Genomic DNA, 19869 nt, shown 5'->3' on the forward strand with positions numbered 1-19869 from the left:
GATTTATCTTCTATGCGAGTTAAACGCCCTGTCGTACTCTAGACGTTAAACAAGAAGTGCATGACATCGCCATCGGCGACGACATATTCTTTGCCTTCCAGCCGTACCAGACCTTTCTCTTTGGCCGCTTTCATAGATCCGTTGGCGACCAAATCCTCGTACGACACAACCTCGGCGCGGATAAAGCCCCGCTCGAAGTCCGTGTGGATAACGCCTGCAGCTTGCGGAGCTTTCGTCCCCTGACGAATCGTCCATGCCCGTACTTCCTGAACGCCTGCCGTAAAGTACGTGTACAGTCCTAACAGCTTGTACGAAGCGCGAATGAGCCGATTCAGCCCGGACTCGGTCAGCCCTAGCTCCTCCAGGAACATTTCCTTGTCCTCGCCCTCCAGCTCGGCGATTTCGGACTCCACCTTCGCGCTGATATGCACGACCTCGGAGCCTTCCGCAGCCGCATATTCGCGCACTCTCTGCACATACTCGTTGCCGTCGGCGTTGGCCGCGTCGCTCTCGCTTACATTCGTCGCATACAGCACCGGCTTCATCGTAAGCAGATGAAGATCGCGGACGAGACGAGCTTCCTCCGGGGTCAGCTCCAAGCTTCTTGCCGCCTTCTCCGCGGTAAGCGTCGCATGCAGACGCTCAAGCACTGCAAGCTCCTCGACAACCTTCTTGTCCCCGCTCTTCAGCCCTTTGCGCGTACGTTCCATCCGCTTCTCGACGGATTCGATATCCGTCAAAATCAATTCAAGATTGATGATCTCGATATCGTTGATCGGATCGATCTTGCCGGACACATGAGTAATGTTCTCGTCCTGGAAGCAGCGAACGACGTGAACGATCGCGTCCACTTCGCGGATATTGGCCAAAAACTTATTGCCAAGTCCCTCTCCGCGGCTAGCGCCTTTGACCAGGCCCGCGATATCGACAAATTCGAAAGCAGTCGGTACGATCCGGTTCGGATTCACGATCTCCGCCAGCTTCTGCATCCGCTCATCCGGCACTTCCACGACGCCGACGTTCGGATCGATTGTACAGAACGGATAGTTCGCCATTTCCGCTCCCGCTTGCGTAATTGCATTAAACAAGGTCGACTTCCCTACGTTCGGAAGACCGACAATTCCGCACGACAATGCCATTATCCTAACACTCCTGACTTCTTGCGACCGCTTGCGACATCTGACGCAAACGCATCGTCAAGCTGTTCAATTCTCACGCAATTATAACGGAACTGCGTTGCAACGTCCACTGTCCAACCTATTGCCCGATAAGCATTATTTCTGCCGCGCCAAGCTCTCGATTTCCTCCGTCGACAGCTCAGTCGCTTTGACAATCGTATCCCTGTCGACGCCCAGTTCCAACAGGTTGCGCGCCACCTTAATCTGTCTGGCCCTTTCACCTTCTTTTCTTCCCTCTCTCCTGCCCCGTTTCAGCGCCTCGGGAATAAACGTCTTGATCATCTCGTTTACCTCCTTTTCCGTTTGTTTATATTCTCCGTAATGACGGTATAAGTAGTTCAGAATATTCTGCAGCACCTGCAACATCTTATCCAAGTCTTCAAGCCGTAACTGCCGCTTCCTGCGCAGCTCCCGCAGTACTTCCACCGTTTCCTCGATCATCGTTTTAAGGCGCTTAAACTCTTGGGCGAGAAGACGCTGCTTCTCGTCGTCCGTACGCTGACTTAGTGCAATGCGGCGCATCCGCTTGCGAGAGCGGAACACCTGCAGCGGCAGCAGAGCGAACAGCTTTCGCTCTTGCATGTCACGGGGCGTCAGCGTCCAGAGCTTCAACACCGGCACCGCGTACATCGTCTCCGTCCCGTCCGGCAGCCGCAATCGGAAGCGCAGCTCGTCGCCGATCGCTTTGTTTTGCTCCAGGAAGATCACGAGCTGCTTGGGGAATGCGGGCAGTTGCACGCCGTCCTCCGCCTTCGCTTCAACTAGCTCTAACGCTTTCTCAAAGCCGTATCTGAACATGCGGATAACCATCGATCTGTTGTTCAGTGTCTGGAACTCGACATGATAGTGAAAAACGCCGCGAATCGTATCCAGCTTCATAAACAGATCGCCGATGATGCGATTGTAATCGTCCGAATCGAATTTGGCGTTGCCGTAGTGAATCGACTTTACGTCGGCTCTGGCAAAGTTCTCACCGAACAAACCGTTAAGCAGTTGTAATTGCAAATGTTTGGAGAGTCGGAACAGCACGCTCATCATCTGATCCAACTTCATTGGTTCTTTCTTCAGTTGCTTCTTCTTATCTGGATTCTTTGCCTTCATTATACACCACATCCCCTCTGATCCGCGATTATCCGCCAAAGCAAAAAAAGCACACCCCGAGCGCGTTGCGCGCTAATCGGAGTGTGCTTCACTCGTCGTTTCATGAGCTTCCTAATGACTATTATACCAAACAAACGTTCCTATGCAAAGAAACTGATCAGAATGCATTTCCCCACTACTCCGTTCCATCCTTGACCACCGCCGCAAAACGGATAACGTCCTCGCAAACTGCGCACAATGACCTCGAAGAGAGGAGGGATAACCCGTGGAAAACAAATCGCATAAAGGCAACTACAAAGGTACGACCCGGATGCACGCGGAAAATCAGGACATGGCCTTCGTCAACGATACGTTGGAGAATACCAAATCCGTCGCTCCCGTTCCTAAAGCCAAGAAGAAAACCGATTAATCCTCTCGCCTCCCCGGCATGAACTTTAACAGCCCGGATATACAGCAAGGAACCCGCTTCAATGGGGCCTCTGTACATCCGGGCTTGTTTCTTAAGCTTAAGCAACGAAAGTCCCCTTCCCTCCGCCCAAAAGCAATAAATTATTGCATCTCATCATTTTCCACCGGAACATCTCGGCGATTATTGCGTCTAAATAAATACTTAACTGCAAGGAGGAATAGACTATGCGCAGCAAGTTTCCGCTTCTGGCCGCGGTTCTTCTCGCTGTCCTATTGGCTGGCTGCGGAGCCGCCACCAATAAGAACGGAGCAACCGATGCTCCGATAACTTTCCCGCCCGCATCGTCTTTAGGGGGCCAAGCTACATCTACCGCAAGCGAGGAGCCGTCCGTCGAGCCAAGCGAAAGCTCGCCCGCTCCGTCTACCGATCAAGAGCAAACGTCCGACGCGAAGATCAAGGAGCTTGCGCTCGAAGCCGTCGGTTATTTAAGAGAGAGGGACCTCGGTTCCCTAGTCACCCTGATCGACCCGGAGCAAGGCCTGCGCTTCTCGCCGTATCCTTATGTCAATGTAGATACCGATCTCTCGTTCAAGCCGGAGACGTTCCCAACCTTCAAGGACGAGAAAAAGCTGAAGTGGGGCGAAGCCGACGGCAGCGGAGAGCCGATCGAGCTCACGTTCAGAGATTACTACGAGCAGTTCGTATATACGAAGGATTTCGCGGATGCGCCGCAAGTCAACGTCAATAAAATCGTCGGCACGGGCAATGCGATCTTTAACGTTCCAGAGGTTTACCCTGGAGCCTCATATGTAGAATTCTATTTCCCCGGATTCGACGAAGAGCTCGACGGCATGGATTGGCAGAGCCTTGTGCTCGTATTTACGCCCGCTGGCGACGATTGGCATCTTGTCGGGATCGTTCACGGGCAATGGACGATCTAGATTTGCACACGACCAGCACTGTCGACATCAGACAGGGGCCGGCAACTCCCCCAGCCTTCCGGGAGATGCCGACCCCTGTTTTTTAACGAACCGCCTCGGCTATCTAAGCAAAATGAACTTCCTTCGCCAAAGCTACTTTCCTGATGATTTCCTCAGCGCTCTCATAAGGGTTCCACATGCTCTCCGCGCATAGCGCCGCAGGGAACCACATATACCGCTCCCATAGTCCATGCTCGACCAACGCTTCGGCGGCAATCCGTTTCGGGTTTTGCTCCACAATGACCTTCAGCGTATCCAACAGATTGTGCAGGTTTTTCATCCAGTAGGCTTGCTGATGTCTCCACTGCTTATAAGGTCGGGCTTTCTGACCGGACAGGCTGTCAATTAACGCTTCGCTGGCTTGGCCGAGCACAATGACGCCTTTCTGATGCTCGAAAGCAAACCAGTTCAGGAACGTTCCGCCCTTGATGACCAAGCCGAAATCCTCCTGCTCGCCTCGCAGCCCGCCGATGTTGGCCGTATACTGCATCGTTTCGGCAATCGACTGGTTATCGTTCGCATCGTAGCTGTACGGGAACGCCCCGGCGTCTTCCCAGGTAATGTTTACCCTTGGGTCCAGCTTCGCGAGCAGCGGATAATTCTCTTCGATCGACGTGGCATGGATGCCGAACTTGAGCCACAGCTCGGGGTGTCTCTCCAACAGCTTCCCGGCGATGTGGTTCACCCAGTCCACCACGACCTCCGCAATCAGCTTGCCGCCGATATGCTTTTCCTTCGTTTCCGTGAACGTCTGAAAATAAATGCCGTCTCCGCCCAGATGAGCATACTGCGTCTCGTAAGTGTCGAGCACGCGCTCCGTCCATTTGTTCAGCTCTTCCGGGTCGTTCGGATCGCAAACCTCGCCCCAGCTCCAGGAGAACGACCAGATGACTTTAATGCCCCGGGAATGCGCGTAATCGGTCACTTCCTTGGCATTGATGGGAGCGAAATCGTTCCAGATCGTAATGAAATTCAGCTTCCACTTGGCCATGTGGTCCATATACTTCCGATAGTCGTAGATGACGTGTCCCCATGTCCAGAAGCCTCTCTCGGGGATGGCCGGAGCGCTGGAGGCTTCGTATTCCGGCATCGGTTCCGTGAAATTCCTTTTCTTCTCGTACAGATCGTCCTCGTTCGGGTCCAAATAATAGTGCTCGAAATCGTTCACGCCGTACAACGTCCCGTTCCCGTCCGCGCCGGCGATCACGATCATCTGCCGCTCCGGGTTGAGCGGGCTGGCGAACACTTTAATGGCATACCCTTCCGCTTTCGGATTCGGCTGAATGTGACCCCGCTCCGACAATTCCGCGATCCAGGCATTGGAGCGGACGGTGCCCAGCACAATCAGGTTGTAGTCGCTCAAACTTTGCTTGTCCGTCGCATGCGAGTGCAACGTCATTAAGTACGGTACATGCGGCTGCACGATATTGTACAGCACGTCGAGCGCATGGCGCTCCACTCCCTCATATTCTCCGTGAACGATCGTCCAGCGGATTCCTTCATGTTTGACATAATCCAAGTAAGGCGCCTCCTTGCTTCTGCTTAAATTTCCGCTTCATTTGCTGCTTGAATCGGCCGTTCTAGCTGGTTTGAATTTCGTTTACGACAAAATGGTTCCACAGCAGGTTTGCGCTGTTAATTTTAATGCGGATCGCCTTGATCCCGGTCACCGGAGCGAAGCTTACGGTCTTCGTCTCGATGGCGGCGCTATTGCTCGTATAGTTTAGCGTGCCGGAGGATGCTGCTGTGCTCCAACTCGTGCCGTCCGTGGATACCTCCACGTCAAAGCTCGTAATGCCTTGCCCCTGACAAAAATCGCAGGTAAGGCTCAGCTGCTGATAAGACTGCGGCAGGCTGTTGGTCAAGGTCAAATATTGCGGGAAAGTCGGATTATCGGCACTGACGTAAGCCGTGCCTTGATCTCCGTCGATGGCCCGCGAAGCCGGGAACGCTCCGTTAACGCTTGTTGCGCTGGCGGTCACCGTATTCGAAGAGCCGGCGCTATACGACGGAGTCATCTCATTCACCACAAAATGATCCCACTGGATATTCGCGCTGTTGATTTGGATGCGAATGCCTGTAATTCCCGTTACTGCCGTGAAGTCCACGACGCTCGTCTCAATGGCCGCGCTATTGCCCGTATAGATTACCGTGCCTGAGGACCCTACTGTGCTCCAATTCGCACCATCCGTTGTCACCTGTACGTCGTAGCTCGTAACGCCCTGCCCTTGGCAGAAATCGCAGGACACACTGAGTCGGTTAAACGTCTGCGGCTGATTGTAATAGAGGGTCAAATACTCCGGGAAAGCCTGAGAATCCGCGCTCACATAGGCCGTACCCTGGCTGCCGTCGATCGCGTTGGAGGCCGGGAACAGATTGTTGGCGTTCGTCGCCGCGGCGAATTTCTCCGCCGGAGACAGCTCGATTCTGACCGCCTGCTGCGAGGAATACGGAATCTTCCACGTTCCGTTGCCGTTATTCACGACAGCTATATGGCCTTGGCTAACCCAGTTTCCGCTGCTGTCCATATACCCGTAAGTGGCCGAAACCGGATTTTCCTTGGTCGTAAAATAAACATTTGCGGAATTGGCCGTGTCCGATACCGCATAGAAATAGCTTCCGTTATTGACGACCATGCCCACGGAACTGTCCGTCGAATAGAAGGCAATGTCCTTGCCGACTACCGACTTGAACGCATTGTAGGATGAGGTCGGATTGTCGCTCTCGATGTTGTAGCCCGCCATTCTCGACGGATGCGCAGCCGCGATCAGTGAACCGACTTTATTCATCGCGTTGTTCAGGTTTTTCATATCGGTCGCTTGCGCCGTAAACGGAGGCAGCGTCCCGAGCGTCCACGTATTGTACAGGGTCGCTCCCAACATCCCTTGATTGGAGAAAGTCCACGAGTCGTTAAGCTGGTACACTTCGTAAAATCCGCCGTTGACGAGCGCCGTCAAGGTCAGCGAAGACGAGTTGCCGAAGTCGCCCGCATTCTCGGGAATGTAGGTCAAGCTGGAATTGCCGTGATCGTTGATCGCGTTCATCACCGCAGTTACGTTCGACGAATAGAGATCGGGGCCGTTAAAATCGATGTACGGGCTGCTGTTTTTAATATCCGGATCGCCGCTCGTGTAGCCGGCCAGATTCACTCTCGTAGCCACGACGTAATCGGACAGCTTGACCTGCTCCGCCAAACGGTTCAGGACGCTGAGCCACTCCGTCTTGTTGGCCTCGTAATTGGCGGCCAGATTCGGCTCGTTGTTCACTTGGAAGAGAACCACTCTATGATTGGTGTCGTATACGGCCAAGTGATCGAATAACGCTCTGATCGTCTGTCTCTCCCAAGCGAACAGGTTGGCGGCATCCGTGCCATGCGAAGGAAGATGGGGCGTGTTCGCGCCCGAACCGACTCCGTCGCCGTTATTCCAATATTTGTTGTGATTCTGCAAATAAGGAGGCACATTCGTGTTCCAGCCGTAAGGGTATCCCGACAGCACGCCGCCTCCGCCTACATTGGTGCCGAACCAGACGATGTCGATATACAGATCGTACTCGTTCGCCCAATCGACGTACTGATCGATGATCGTCCAATCGTACACGCCCGGCGTATTCGTCAGCTCCAGATCGGACCAAGTCAACTGCTGTTGAACGACCTTGTAGCCGAGCGCCTGCGTTTTCTCATAGGCGTTCTCCAGCCAGCTCAGCGGCATAGGCGTCGGGTACGGCGCGTAAGGAGGATTGTCGTTGGCGTACCTGCCTTTTAATTGGGTTGTGCCGGTATTTTGAATGCCGAGGTACAGAAACGGGCTGCCGTCTTTTTGCAAATAATACTTGCCTTCCGGACTTTGCACGACTTGCGACACGATCGTTTGGGCGGAAGCTCTGGAAGAGCAGATCACGGCAATCACAAGTGCGAGCAAAGCCAAACCGGCATATTGAACCGTTCTTTTGAGCGTAAAACTGTACATTTTCAAATCACCTCTCAAGTGAATTGGACAGGCCTCCGTTGCGGGTTATCCTTTTACCCCGGAGCTTGCTACGCTTTCTACGAACTGACGTTGAAAAATAAAGAACAGCAGCATAACCGGCGTCATCGCGATCACGCTGGCGGGAATCAGCGCGGAAATTTTGACCGAGTTGTCGGACGATTTCGCCAGGAAGGTAAGCGAGATCGGCAGCGTCCGCATCTGGTCGGAGAGAACCACAATGTTCGCCCAGGCATATTCATTCCAAATGAACGAGAACGCCATAATGCCCAGCGCGGCGATCGCCGATTTGAGCAGCGGCAGCGCGATCCGGAAGAAAATGCGGTACTCCGAGCAGCCGTCGATTCGGGCCGATTCGAGAATTTCATCCGGGATGGCGCGGGCGAATTGCATCATCAGAAAGACGCCGAAGCCGCTGTAGAAGAACGGAATCGCCAAGCCCAGATGACTATCGACCAGACCGAACGATTTTACGAGATTGTAGACCGGCAGAAAAGTAATCTCCTGCGGCAGCATCAGCGTCGCCAGCACGAATACGATCATCAGGCTCTTGAATTTGAAGGAATACTTCACGATCACATACCCGCTGAACGCATTAAGGAACAGGTGGAACACAAGCATCAGCACGGATACGGACACGGAATTCCACAGCGCCCTCCCGATCTGCCCGACTTCCCAAGCATTTTTGTAATTTTCCAAAGAAATGTGCTGCGGAATCCACCGGAACGGAACCTTGAAAATTTCTCCCGGCCCTTGGAACGAAGCGGACACAAGCCAAATGACAGGGGACAGGAGCACAAAAGCGACCGCCGCCATCCCCAGCAAATAAACAAAATCCAGCCAGCTTCTGCTCGCCTTCTGCGTATTCACGTCTTCATCCCCCCTGCTCGGAGAAAAATTTGGTCAACTTCAGCTGCAGCAGGGATATAAACATCGTAATCAGGAAAATGACAATCCCCAGCACCGAGGCGTAGCCTACGTTCCTCGATACGAACCCCTGATCGAACATATACATCAGAATCGTCTCCGTCGAGCGGTAGGGCCCGCCGTTCGTCAGAATGACGACCGAGGGATACGTCTTCAGGTAGATCGATACGGCGATAATCGAGGAGAAGATCATGATCGGCTTTAATTGCGGCAGCGTAATCCGGAAAAACAACTGTCGTTTGTTCGCCCCGTCCATCATGCCGGCTTCCAATTGCTGCGTGTCGATGCCGGAAATTCCCGCCAGGAAAATGACCATAAAATAGCCCATCAGCAGCCACACGCTCAGCATAATAATCGCAACCATCGCCCAAAATGGGTCGGTGAGCCAAGCTACTTTTTTCACCCCAAGGCCGGTCAAAATGCTGTTCACGTAGCCGAGCTCGTCGTTGAACCACACCTTGAACGTGATAGCGGCCACAATCGTCGAGACGATGTAGGTGGAGAAGATCGCTCCCCGGATGACGGCCTTGCCCAGCTTCAAGTAAAACACGGCCATGGCCAGCGCCAAGGAGACGCCCAGCGTCAGCGGCGTGCTGACCAGTGTAATCACAAAAGTATTTTTGAGCGCTTTCCAGGCATAAGGGTCATCGAAGAAATGCGCGATGTTTTTCAAACCGACAAATTTCGCACTATTCAGAAAATTATAGTCCGTGAACATCCAGACGACGTTCGTAAAGAACGGATAGTAGAAAAACAGCGCAAAGTACAAAACGGTCGGCGTCAGCACGGCATAGACGATTCCTCGCTTCGACAGCTTGCGTTTTCTCATCTTCGGCGCATTTGCTATAGCTGCTATACTTCTCACTCCCAAGCGCATCGGCCCGATCCGGCCTATCGCGACCGGACCGATGTGTTCTATGTTCGGATATCGGGCTTACGTTAGGAATTCGACACCTCTGCTATCCCTTTATTGATTTGCTCGGCCGCCTCTTTCATCGTAGCCGTCACATCCGCTCCGCCGATCAAGATTTTCTCAAGCGCGGCGTTGTAGATTTTGGATGCGTCCGGGAACAGGAACGGCGCTTCCAGGAAGTTATATTTCGTGTTTTGCAGCTGAACCTTCTCCGCCATGCGGCCTTCAAAGGTGCCGTCGGCCTTCCAGGTCGCCTGAAGCTCAGGATCGTCGTATAACGCCAGGTCGGTGGTCAGCCCTTGCGTTTTCAACTGGAATTCCTTCGATACGAGAATTTCAATGAAATCGAGTGCTTCCTTCTTACGCTTCGATTGCTTGAATACCGCCCACTCCACGCCGCCGACGCTGGTCGTATTTAGACCGGACGAGCCTTGGGGCATAGGCGCATAGCCGGCGTTGATGTTCGCGTTGCTCGTTGCCGGGATGTCCCAGTCGCCGCAAAACCAGACCGCGACTTGACCGTTGAGCCAGAGCTGGTCGTAACTTCCGTCGATTTTCGGCGCCCACCCGTTATTCACGAAGTCCTGCATAAATTGGTAGGCTTGGATCGATTCCGGTGAGTCGATCAGCGTCTTCGAATAGTCGTCCGTCATTTGCTTGCCGCCGTTGGCCCACAGCCAGTAATCGGTCGCCCAGTTGCCGCCCTCGAAGCTGGTCGCGTAGATCGGCTTGCCATCCGCCGTCTGCAAGTTCGCTTCCTTGATTTTCTTGGCGATCGCTGCGAGATCGTCGAGTGTTTTCGGCGCTTCGTTAAAGCCCGCTTGGGCTAAAATGTCTTTGTTATAGAACATGTAGACGGTGTTGCTGCTGAAGGTGACGCCGTACACTTTGCCGTCCAGCATCATTCTGTCCTTCTGCCCGTCGCTCAGGCGGTCGTAGACCTCCCAGCTTTTCACCGCGTCCGTAATATCGTCGATGACGCCGGAGCGAAAAAACTCCTTGCCCCAGATCATTTTGCCGACGTCGGCCGACTCTCCGCCGCTTAGCAGAATCAGCTGCTTGTTGCGCAAATCCTGTCCGCCGCTGCCCCAGCCCCCCGTAACGACCTGCACTTCGGCGTTCGGATATTTCTGCTTGAACATTTCCGTCGCTACGTCCAGCCCGTCGCCCTTCAGGTCGGAAGCAACCACTTTCAACGTGAATTTATCGTTCGTGGAGTCCGACGGACTCGATTCCGCGCTGGCAGAGGAGCCGGATGGCGCCAGCGTTCCCGTTGAATCGCCATTATTACTGCTGCCGCATGCCGTCGTGACGCCGGCCAGTAAAATAGCCGAAGCCGCAATGCCGAACAACTTTTTCATTTGCTATGTCCCCCTCGTGGATGTGCAGTCGCAATGGCAGCGCTACCATGCATGTACCTAAATTCTACGTTGCAAGGGAGACGTCCTCAATAACGAGAAATACCGATTCATGTTCTAAAATCATGGATTTGCGTATCGCCGCTGTCGATACTCGGCTGGAGTGACGCCTACGGTCTGCTTAAACACTTTGCCGAAATGGCTCGTATTTTTATAGCCGACCTCCTCCGCGATCTGGTGCACCCCTTTTTCCGTCCTTTCCAGTCGGAGCTTGGCTTGCTCCATACGAACATTCGTCAAATATTCGAGAAAGTTAACGCCCGTCTTCTGCTTGAATACGGCGCTGATATAGTTTTTGCTCAAATAAAGCCGTTCGGCCAGCAGATGCAGAGAAATGTCCTGCGCGTAGTTCTCCCGAATGTAGGCTTTGATTTTATGCACGACCCGCTCCGCATCTTCTACCGTTGCCGCCGGAGCGAGCGCGGCGAACAGCCGCTCGAAGAATGCGTCGATTTCGGACAGCGTTGAATAAGCCGCCAGCTCCGCAAGCCCTAGATCCGCAAGCTGTTTCTTCACCGGCTCCGGCGCTTCCAGGCGCGGCAAATTGTGCTTGATCGCTGTCGCGAATTGATAATACTGCCGGTATACGGCATCCAGGTCCTCATCCTTGCGCCGCTCCAGCGTTTCCGTAAAGCCGCGGATCATCGTCCAGGCTTCGCCCAGCAAGCCCAGCTCCAGCTTCTCCGACAGCTGCTCAAATCCGCGCTGATCCGTCAACGCATCCGGCTCGTCCCCTGTCGCCGTCTTCCGCTCCGCAAATCGGTAAATAGGCGGCTCGCCTGCCGCATCCCGGTAGAATAGCGCGGCCTTCGCTTGCCGATAGGCAAGTCGAATATTTTCTTCTCCGGCAAACGGCGCGCTTATCCCGCATGGATGCTCTGCCGCTCCATCCTTCGTTAAGCGGGTCGCAAGCTCCTCGTCCGTCAGCTCCCGAGCAGTCCGATAGAGGAGAATCAGCTCGCCTTTGTAGGCAATGACCGCCGGGTCGCCGCTGCCTCCGATTCGCGAAACGACGCCGTCAGACGGCCTGACGACGACCAATCGTCCGCAACCGTCCGAGAAATCCGGCATCCCTTCCGGACGCTCCGCGAACGCCGTCTCCTCTCCTGCAAGCAGACGCTCCAAGTAGCCCGTTTTTCGCAGCTCCGCCAATTGCCGCTTCGCCGTCTCCGCCTGCCGCTCCTCGTCGATTTTCCGCCCGGCCTTGATCGTCATCTCGACCAGCTTTTTCTCGTCGATCGGCTTGACCAGATAGCCGAATGCCCCGTATTCGATCGCCCTCGCCGCATAATCGAAATCGCGATAGGCGGTCAGAATAATCGTCATTACCGCCATATTCCTCTCTTGCAATCGCTGCAGCAAATCAAAACCGTTCATCAGCGGCATCCGAACGTCGAGGAACAAAATGTCCGCCCGCGTCCGTTCCAGCTCGCTCAGCGCCTCGATGCCGTTGCCGGCCTCTCCGACGACAACGACCTCCAGCTCGTTGCGGATCAATAGCTTTTTGAGCGCCTGTCGGATCAGAGGTTCATCGTCGATAATGAGTACTCGTTTCATGATTACCACCCGCTATTTTAGAATGGGAATGACCAGTTCGACCTTCGTCCCCTTCCGATATACGGAATGAAAATTCATCCCGTATTGGGGACCGTATTCGATCTTGATCCGCTGCTGGACATTCGAAAGGCCGATGCTCCTCTCGGATGCCGCCTCATTATTATCCAGTCGGGCGACGACGGCTTGCAGTTCCCGCTCTGTCATGCCGATACCGTTATCCTCGACCGTAAAATGAATTTGACCGTCTGCGGCAAAGCCCCTAATTCGCAATATTTTCTCGTCCGCCACCTTGTCCAGTCCGTGGAACACCGCATTCTCCACGATCGGCTGCAGCAGAAGCTTGGAAATATAGCACAGCTTGACCTGCTCCTCCACCTCGATGTCGACCCGGATCGCGTGATCGTAGCGAATGTTCTGTATTTTCAAGTAGTCCTCGATATAGTTAAGCTCCTTGAAAATCAGCACCCGCTTCTCCTTCTCGTAGAGGGAATATTCCAGCAGATTGCCGAGCGCGGTGACGACCTGCTCAATATCCCGGCTCCGCTCCAAAACGGCGAGCGAATGGATCACCTGCAGCGTATTGTTCAGAAAATGCGGGTGGATGTTCGATTCCAGCGCTTTGAACTCCGCTTCTCTTTGCTTGATTTTCCCCGCGTACACCTCGTCGAACAGCACATTGATTTTATTGGTCATCAGGTTAAAGCCGCTGCTTAAAATTTTGAACTCCAGATGCTTGTCGTCTTCGGGAATGCGGATCGAGAAGTTGCCTCGTCCTACCTCTCGCATATGGTTCATCAGTTCCATCATCGGCTTCGCGTTTTTGCGCGAGATCACGACCGAGAGCAGAATGCTGAAGACGATGACCCCCAACAGCAGATAAGTGGTAATGACGTACGTTTGGTTGACGTTCTTTTGAATTTCCGCCGTTTTGCTTAAATACACGAGCTTCCAACCCGTCACTTGCGAGGTGGAATAGGTGACCAGCAGCTTCTCCTCTTGAAACTCGGTGCTGTAGTACCCGCCCCCGCTCTGGAAAATGGGTCCGACGTCCAAACCCTCCGTGATGTCGCTGCCGGCTTGAAAGCCCGTGTCGGTTGAATAGATCACACTCCCGGAATCCGTCAGCAGAATGATGCGGTCGCTTGGTCCCAGCTTGGAATGCTCGATAATCTGCGTGATTTTCTCGAAGTTGAAATCAATAAAGCAAATCGCGAGATTTTCCGTCCCGTAGTGCATAATGTCCCGGATCGGATAGCTCATGCTGACCACTTTATGATTCGTGAATGCCGAATTGTAATAGTCCGGCACGTGCGTGGAGTAGAAGATCGGCTTCATATGCGGCGGAGCCTGCTCGGCTTCCTTCCAGACGTTCTTCAGAAACGGGGAATTGACGTTAACGGACTTCGTAATCGTCGGCTTGATAAAGAAATCCGGTCGGAAAATAAAAATCTCGCTAATGTCCGGCTTTAGCGATTTGATGTTTTGCAGCATTTGAATGATCTGCTGGGCGTTCGTATAGTTCGTGTAGCTGGGATTCGCATCGTAAGCGGACAGGCTTGACAGGACAAACGGATGAGTCGCGACCATCTCGAGCGAGGTGACGATCTCGTTAAAATAATTGTCCAGGCTCATATTCGTCTGATTGGAAATTTTCTGCGCATGGGTCAGCATGTCCGACTTCATCGTCCTGGAAAACAGCGAGAACATAATGCCGCCGAACAGCGCAAAAGAAAACAACGTAATCAACGAGTAATAGAGCACCATCTTGGCAAACAACGACTCGATGGGCTTCCACCATTTTCGAACCTTGAGTCCTGGCATGCGCCCGCTCCACTCTCCGATTAGGAAACATTCCGGCTTGCTGCAAATTTCGACAAAATCGGCGTTATTTTGTGTCTGATACTAAAGGAGGCCGTGCGGGAAGTCAATCCTTGCATGGCTCCGGAGCCTGTAATATATGCTAACGCGCTTTCGGCGTATTGGGGTGCCGAAGCAGATGAAAAAAGACAGCGCCACAAGACGCCGTCTCTTCTCGCAATCCTATATTTGCCCTTGCTGCTTACACCGCCAAAGCCGTCCCTTCCTTCTTCGAGCCGCGATATTCCTTGCGATACACGATCACGAAGTAGGCAAGCGTCAATACCGCGAACGCCGCGAAGAAGGCGAACAAGACGTACGCATTATCCCACATGACGGCATAGTCGCCGCTGGAGATAACGGCTTTCAGACCCGATACCGAGTAGGTCATCGGCAGCCAAGCGCTGGCCGTTTGCAGCCAGCCCGGAATCAATTCCAGCGGGAACGTGCCCGCGGAGCTCGTCAATTGGAAAATGAGAATGACGATAGCCACGAATCTGCCCGGGTGCTGCAGCACCGTCACCAGGAATTGAATCAACGCCATAAAGGAGATGCTCGTCAAAATCGTAAACAGGAAGAACAGCGGCAGGCTTTGCACCTCAAGCCCCAGTCCGTACAGCAGCACCAGATCGGCGATGACCGCTTGAACGGCGCCGATGAACACCATTGTCAACAGCTTGCTAGCGAACCAGCTCCAACCGCTTGTCGGACGAATCGCCGGCTCCTTAACCGAATAGACGATCGTCAGCAGCAGCGCTCCGACGAACAAGCCGAGCGAGATAAAATATGGAGCAAAGCCGGTTCCGTAGTTCGGAACTTCGTTCGACTTGACCACATCCAGATCAACCGGGTTGGCGAACATGTCGACGACCGGATCGCTGCCGTTCAGCCCTGCCGTTTTCTCGGCCGCTTCGCTCAGCTTGCTGGACAGCTCTCCCGTACCGTCGGTCAGCTTCACCAGGCCTTCCGCCATTTGCTGCGCGCCTGCATCCAGCTTGCCCGTACCGTCCGCGAACTCGCCGACACCTTTGCGCAGATCGCCAAGTCCCTGCTTCAATTGAGACGCGCCCCCGTGCAGCTGTTGCGCCCCAGTCGCCAGACTCTGACTGCCCTTGCCCGCTTCCTTCAGCTTTTCGCCGAACTGCTCGAGTCCTCCCGCTAGCTGCGTTGTACCGTCCTTCAGCTTAACCGCTCCGGTAGCCAACTGATCCTGACCTTTCTTCGCTTCGCCCAATCCGCCTGCAAGCTGCTTGCTCGCTGCAATCAGGCGCTGCATCCCCTCATCTTCGGCGAGCTCGGGGTGCGCCTTCGCGTACTGCTCAAGCCCTGCGGCCAGCTCCGTCGCCCCGGCTTCCAGCTTGGCAGCTCCGGCCGCCGATTGGCCCAATCCCCCAGCCAGCTGCGAAGCGCCCTGCTCCGCTTGCTTAGCTCCTTGGCTTAGCTGCCCGCTAGCATCCGACAGCTGCGTCAGCCCTCCGTTCAGCGCGGTGCTGCCCTTCTGCAAATCGCCTAATCCGACCTCCAGCTTCGCGCTGCCGTCGAGCAGCTTATTTACGCCGCTTTTCATCGTCAGGGAGCCGGAAGCCAGCTTATTCAAGTTTTGCTCCAGCAGCGTCGCCCCGTCCTTCGCGCTGTTCGTGCCGGACGCGATCTCCGTTGCGCCTTCGCTCGCTTTGCTCAAGCCGTCCGCCAACGTCTGCACTTGATCGAAAACCGTATGCGTGTAGGCCTTGGTCACTTCCTGGCTCAGCTCGGTTTTCATTTTTTCGATTGCGGTATTACCGATCTGAGCGGCCAGGAAGTTATAGCTCTCGTTCGGCAAAAACCGGATTTGCGCCGGCGTCGGCTGCTCCGTCGTCAGCGTTGCCGTATTTTTCGAGAAGTCCTGCGGAACCTCGATCGCCATATAGTACTTGTTGCTCTTCAGCCCTTCAAGCGCTTCGTTCTCGCTTACGAACTGATAATCGAAGTGTTTGCCTTCCTTCAGCTTCTCGATAAAGTCCTCTCCGATATGCAGCTGTTTCCCTTCGTGCACTGTGCCTTGATCCGAATTGACAACGGCGACCGGCAGCTCCTCCAGCTTCGCGTACGGGTCCCAGAACGCTCCGAGGAACATCGCGCAATAGAGCACGGGAACCGTCAGCACGGCGATAACCGGAATGAGCACCTTCTTGTTCCGGGCAATCCCGGACATTTCCTTGGCAAACTGCTTAATTCCTTTCATTATTCCACACTCCTGATCTTGTTGGTTTACCTGGTCTTATTGGTCTTCCTTTGTTGGTTTTTCTCATCTCGTTGACCTTATAAACCCAATTGACCATTTTGTTCATTTGGTCATTTTGCAACAAAAAAAGAAGACAAGCCTTGTAATGCTTATTCCCCGTTGGCCAGCCCCCGCAGCAGATAGAGCTGAAACAGCTCGGTAATCTTCTCCTTCTTCAACGGCTCGTGAACCGTCTGCCACTCCGACGCCAGCGCCAAATACAGCTTCAGCATGACGAACGCTGTGACTTCGGGATCGCAGCGCTTTAGCTCGCCTTTGTCGATCGCGGCCTGTACCTTGACCTGAATGTAGGACAGAATCGCGTTCTCCAGTCGATTCAACCCTTCCAATGCCTTGGGCGTTCCGATATCTCGAACTTCATGAGCCATCTTGACCGCCAACTGATGCTTCTCCCGAAAATCGAGTATCCGTCCCAGCACGCGATTCAGATTGTCGAAAAAGGAGCCTCCCGGATCGTACTCGGCTTCCGCCACGTGCTTCATCTCCTGGATCAGGCTGTTCATAATTTCGTCGAACAGCTCCTCCTTGTTGTTGAAGAACGTGTAGATCGTGCCTTTGCCGACATTGGCCAACTTCGCTACCTGATCCATCGTCGTCGCCTTGTACCCGAACAACGAGAACGACTTCGCAGCCGCTTCTACGATCTGCTTCCTTCGGTCGATCGCCATCGTTGCATGCCTCCCTTCGCGCAAAACTGACTATATGACTAAATTTCATTCTCGGTCATTCGGTCAAAAATTATGTTAGCACGATTTGCGGCGCTTGGCAACAACTAAAAAATACGATTGACCAATGGACTTACATTCGCCCTCCAAATCCACACTTCTTACGGTCTCCCAGACCGTTACACACCCCGACATCCGCAAATCCACACCTCTTACGGTCCCCCAGACCGTTACACGCCCCGCCAACCTCAAATCCACACCTCTTACGGTCTCCCAGACCGTTACACGCCCTGCCATCCTCAAATCCACACCTCTTACGGTCTCCCAGACCGTTACACGCCCTACCATCCTCAAATCCACACTTCTTACGGTCTCCCAGACCGTCCCGCCAACCTCTCATCCGCACCCGGTACCCCAGACCGCACGGAACAGTCAAATCGAGCAACCCTACAGCCGCTTCAGACCATTCTCCTCACGAAAGCTCACCAGAAAAGAGAACCTACGTACGCAAAAATGGTCAGCCATAGAAAAAAACGCCGCAGCCACCAAGCAGGGGGGCTAACGGCGTCTTTACTCCGAATTACAGGTGGTTTTCGATTTTCGCTTTCAGAGCTTCTTTGCTTTGCAGGCCGACCAGTTTGTCAACCGGTTGTCCATCCTTGAACAGAATCAGCGTAGGAATGCTCATCACTCCGAATTGGCTTGCGAGCTCAGGCTGTTCGTCCACGTTGACCTTCGCGATCGTCGCCGTTCCTTTCAATTCCTCGGACAGCTCCTCCACGATCGGAAGCTGCATTTTGCAAGGGCCGCACCACGGCGCCCAGAAATCAAGCAAGGATACGCCTTGCGCCACGTTCTCGCTAAAGTTGTCTTTCGTAATCGCAACTGCCATAAGACATCTCTCCTATCCTCAGTGTATAAAGTGATAACACCTATGATGATCGGGCCGTCTGTTCGACCCGCTCCACCCTCTTCGATCGGCTGGACTACGCCTTCGCCATGGCGGTCAGCTGCGACAGCATCTGTCCGATCGTAATCGATTCGAAGTATTGCTCAAGCTGCCGGTCCGCGCCGCAGAAAACCCCGTTCATTACCTCGCCCATATTCGATCCGACCAGACAATCGGATTCCGGATCCCCGCTGCACCATTTCGGAGCAAGCGAGCCGGCGGCAAGGGAACGATACACGTCGGCCAGCGTCATATTCCCCGGCTCTCGCGACAGTCTGTAGCCTCCGCCCGAGCCTTCCCGGGTATCCACGAAGCCGTTTTTGCGCAGACAGCTCATCACCTTGCGAACGCGCACCGGGTTCGTGCAGACGTTGTTCGCGATTTCTTCGCTGGAAGCCATCCCGTCGGGACGATGCGCCAAGAGGACCAAGCTGTGGACAGCTATTATAAATTCACTGTTCATGAGTTCAGCCTCCCCGATTACTGTAATCATAACAATTACAGTTGAGACTGTCAATAGCTACTCTTACCCGGTATTATCCCTGTCGAACCATGCTTCTATGCTTCTATCCTAGAGCCTGTATGCAAACCCCTCAGAGGCATCTTCACCGCCTCTTCGCCCCCTGTTTTATCACTTTTGACATATCCCAGTACGCCTTCACAATGCTCCTTGCATGGAACGAAGATTCGAAAAAATCTCATGTCCTCGGAGTAAGCATACACGCCTTAGAAATCGACATGGTCCGGGTCCTTGCCAAATCGCCGATTTTCGTTTAACCCGTCTATAGCCACGACGTCCTCCGGCTCCAGCACGAAGTCGAACACGTCGGCATTCTCGCGAATGCGCTCCGCACGGGACGACTTCGGAATCGTGACGACTCCCAGCTGGAGGTGCCAGCGGATCAGGATTTGCGCTGGCGTTTTGCCGTATTTACCTGCAAGCTGCACGATCAGAGGATGATCCAGCCTGCCCTGCATAAGCGGACGCCACGATACCAGCTGAATGCCTTCCTTGCGGCAAAAAGCGAACAATCTTTTCTGCGTAAGCAGCGGATGCATCTCCACCTGGTTCACCATCGGCTTAATGCGGCAGCTTCCCATCAAATCCTCCAGATGAGTAATGTTGAAGTTGCTCACCCCGATCGCCTTCACCAGCCCTTGCTCGTAGAGCTCCTCCAGCGCACGGTACGTTTCCTTATACTTGCCGACGACTGCCCAGTGAATGAGGTACAAATCCGCGTAATCCATACCGAGGCGCTCCAGACTTCTGTGACAGGCCGCTATCGTGTTGTCGTAGCCCTGCTCGTCGTTCCACACTTTGGTCGTCACGAACACCTTCTCGCGCGCAACGCCCGATGCCCGTATCGCCCGGCCGACGCTCGCCTCATTCCCGTACAACGAAGCCGTATCTATGCTGCGGTATCCCGCTTGCAGTGCGGCCAGCACCGCATTTTCCGTTTCTGCGCCGTCTTCCGCCCGCCAAACGCCCAGTCCAAGCCGCGGCATCTCCGTTCCGTTCAGCAGCTCCACCGTCGAATCGATCGTCAGTTTCATGATTATTCCCATTCCTTTCGCTTCGCTCAAGGCACAAAACGGAATGAAATCCGTCAGCCTTGGGCGTTTTTTTGTATGCTTGAGTTACGGA

Annotated in this window: 16 protein-coding genes; 2 read left to right on the forward strand and 14 right to left on the reverse strand. The window is 54.0% G+C overall.

Features of this window, described 5'->3' with window-relative positions:
* Nucleotides 1–38: 38 nt before the first annotated feature.
* Both ychF and DFP98_RS11560 read right to left on the reverse strand, forming a co-directional pair.
* On the reverse strand, nt 39–1139 hold the full coding sequence (gene ychF, locus DFP98_RS11555) for a redox-regulated ATPase YchF (protein ID WP_116060734.1): 1101 nt from the start codon (nt 1137–1139) through the stop codon (nt 39–41).
* Nucleotides 1140–1274: 135 nt separating this feature from the next.
* The gene (locus tag DFP98_RS11560; protein ID WP_116060735.1) at nt 1275–2279 is read right to left on the reverse strand and encodes an RpnC/YadD family protein; all 1005 of its coding nucleotides are present in this window, start codon (nt 2277–2279) and stop codon (nt 1275–1277) included.
* 265 nt (nt 2280–2544) lie between these two features.
* Between DFP98_RS11560 and DFP98_RS39025 the strand changes: the two genes are divergently transcribed.
* Both DFP98_RS39025 and DFP98_RS11565 read left to right on the forward strand, forming a co-directional pair.
* Nucleotides 2545–2688: a hypothetical protein gene (locus tag DFP98_RS39025; protein ID WP_181917628.1), complete on the forward strand. Its 144-nt coding sequence runs from the start codon at nt 2545–2547 to the stop codon at nt 2686–2688.
* Nucleotides 2689–2912: 224 nt separating this feature from the next.
* Nucleotides 2913–3629 carry a hypothetical protein gene (locus DFP98_RS11565; RefSeq protein ID WP_116060736.1) on the forward strand — a complete coding sequence of 239 codons (717 nt, stop codon included), beginning with the start codon at nt 2913–2915 and terminating at the stop codon, nt 3627–3629.
* Between the two features lie 103 nt (nt 3630–3732).
* On the opposite strand, the gene DFP98_RS11570 is transcribed toward DFP98_RS11565, so the two are convergent.
* The 12 genes from DFP98_RS11570 to DFP98_RS11625 all read right to left on the reverse strand — a co-directional run bounded on the left by DFP98_RS11570 (nt 3733) and on the right by DFP98_RS11625 (nt 19778).
* Nucleotides 3733–5187, reverse strand: coding sequence for a hypothetical protein (locus DFP98_RS11570; protein WP_116060737.1), 1455 nt, complete (start codon nt 5185–5187; stop codon nt 3733–3735).
* 61 nt (nt 5188–5248) lie between these two features.
* Nucleotides 5249–7636 (reverse strand): discoidin domain-containing protein, encoded by a 2388-nt coding sequence (locus tag DFP98_RS11575; protein WP_116060738.1) that lies wholly within the window; start codon nt 7634–7636, stop codon nt 5249–5251.
* A gap of 45 nt (nt 7637–7681) precedes the next feature.
* Nucleotides 7682–8524, reverse strand: a complete 843-nt coding sequence (locus DFP98_RS11580) for a carbohydrate ABC transporter permease (protein WP_116060739.1) — start codon at nt 8522–8524, stop codon at nt 7682–7684.
* A 4-nt stretch (nt 8525–8528) separates the two neighbouring features.
* Nucleotides 8529–9410 (reverse strand): carbohydrate ABC transporter permease, encoded by an 882-nt coding sequence (locus DFP98_RS11585; protein WP_181917629.1) that lies wholly within the window; start codon nt 9408–9410, stop codon nt 8529–8531.
* A gap of 110 nt (nt 9411–9520) precedes the next feature.
* Nucleotides 9521–10855: an ABC transporter substrate-binding protein gene (locus DFP98_RS11590; protein WP_116060741.1), complete on the reverse strand. Its 1335-nt coding sequence runs from the start codon at nt 10853–10855 to the stop codon at nt 9521–9523.
* Between the two features lie 120 nt (nt 10856–10975).
* A complete protein-coding gene (locus DFP98_RS11595; RefSeq protein WP_116060742.1) occupies nt 10976–12469 on the reverse strand; it encodes a response regulator in 1494 nt (497 codons plus the stop codon).
* A gap of 12 nt (nt 12470–12481) precedes the next feature.
* Complete coding sequence (locus tag DFP98_RS11600; protein ID WP_116060743.1) at nt 12482–14290, reverse strand: cache domain-containing sensor histidine kinase; 1809 nt, start codon at nt 14288–14290, stop codon at nt 12482–12484.
* A gap of 238 nt (nt 14291–14528) precedes the next feature.
* Nucleotides 14529–16550 carry a YhgE/Pip domain-containing protein gene (locus DFP98_RS11605; protein ID WP_116060744.1) on the reverse strand — a complete coding sequence of 674 codons (2022 nt, stop codon included), beginning with the start codon at nt 16548–16550 and terminating at the stop codon, nt 14529–14531.
* A gap of 149 nt (nt 16551–16699) precedes the next feature.
* Complete coding sequence (locus DFP98_RS11610) at nt 16700–17278, reverse strand: TetR/AcrR family transcriptional regulator (protein ID WP_116060745.1); 579 nt, start codon at nt 17276–17278, stop codon at nt 16700–16702.
* A gap of 577 nt (nt 17279–17855) precedes the next feature.
* Nucleotides 17856–18167 (reverse strand): thioredoxin, encoded by a 312-nt coding sequence (gene trxA, locus DFP98_RS11615; protein ID WP_116060746.1) that lies wholly within the window; start codon nt 18165–18167, stop codon nt 17856–17858.
* Nucleotides 18168–18261: 94 nt separating this feature from the next.
* Complete coding sequence (locus tag DFP98_RS11620) at nt 18262–18687, reverse strand: RrF2 family transcriptional regulator (RefSeq protein WP_116060747.1); 426 nt, start codon at nt 18685–18687, stop codon at nt 18262–18264.
* A 263-nt stretch (nt 18688–18950) separates the two neighbouring features.
* Entirely contained in the window at nt 18951–19778 is an 828-nt protein-coding gene (locus DFP98_RS11625) for an aldo/keto reductase (protein WP_116060748.1), read from the reverse strand.
* Between the last annotated feature and the right edge of the window lie 91 nt (nt 19779–19869).

The sequence above is a fragment of the Cohnella phaseoli genome, assembly GCF_003386235.1.
Classification (GTDB): domain Bacteria; phylum Bacillota; class Bacilli; order Paenibacillales; family Paenibacillaceae; genus Cohnella; species Cohnella phaseoli.

Bases quoted from the DNA above. Each gene is read 5' to 3' on its own strand.
- DFP98_RS11620 (WP_116060747.1), bottom strand. From the start codon at position 18,687: ATGAACAGTGAATTTATAATAGCTGTCCACAGCTTGGTCCTCTTGGCG.
- DFP98_RS11590 (WP_116060741.1), bottom strand. From the start codon at position 10,855: ATGAAAAAGTTGTTCGGCATTGCGGCTTCGGCTATTTTACTGGCCGGC.
- DFP98_RS11610 (WP_116060745.1), bottom strand. From the start codon at position 17,278: ATGGCGATCGACCGAAGGAAGCAGATCGTAGAAGCGGCTGCGAAGTCG.
- DFP98_RS11585 (WP_181917629.1), bottom strand. From the start codon at position 9,410: ATGAGAAAACGCAAGCTGTCGAAGCGAGGAATCGTCTATGCCGTGCTG.
- ychF (WP_116060734.1), bottom strand. From the start codon at position 1,139: ATGGCATTGTCGTGCGGAATTGTCGGTCTTCCGAACGTAGGGAAGTCG.
- DFP98_RS11575 (WP_116060738.1), bottom strand. From the start codon at position 7,636: ATGTACAGTTTTACGCTCAAAAGAACGGTTCAATATGCCGGTTTGGCT.
- trxA (WP_116060746.1), bottom strand. From the start codon at position 18,167: ATGGCAGTTGCGATTACGAAAGACAACTTTAGCGAGAACGTGGCGCAA.
- DFP98_RS11625 (WP_116060748.1), bottom strand. From the start codon at position 19,778: ATGAAACTGACGATCGATTCGACGGTGGAGCTGCTGAACGGAACGGAG.
- DFP98_RS11600 (WP_116060743.1), bottom strand. From the start codon at position 14,290: ATGCCAGGACTCAAGGTTCGAAAATGGTGGAAGCCCATCGAGTCGTTG.
- DFP98_RS11560 (WP_116060735.1), bottom strand. From the start codon at position 2,279: ATGAAGGCAAAGAATCCAGATAAGAAGAAGCAACTGAAGAAAGAACCA.
- DFP98_RS11605 (WP_116060744.1), bottom strand. From the start codon at position 16,550: ATGAAAGGAATTAAGCAGTTTGCCAAGGAAATGTCCGGGATTGCCCGG.
- DFP98_RS11595 (WP_116060742.1), bottom strand. From the start codon at position 12,469: ATGAAACGAGTACTCATTATCGACGATGAACCTCTGATCCGACAGGCG.
- DFP98_RS11565 (WP_116060736.1), top strand. From the start codon at position 2,913: ATGCGCAGCAAGTTTCCGCTTCTGGCCGCGGTTCTTCTCGCTGTCCTA.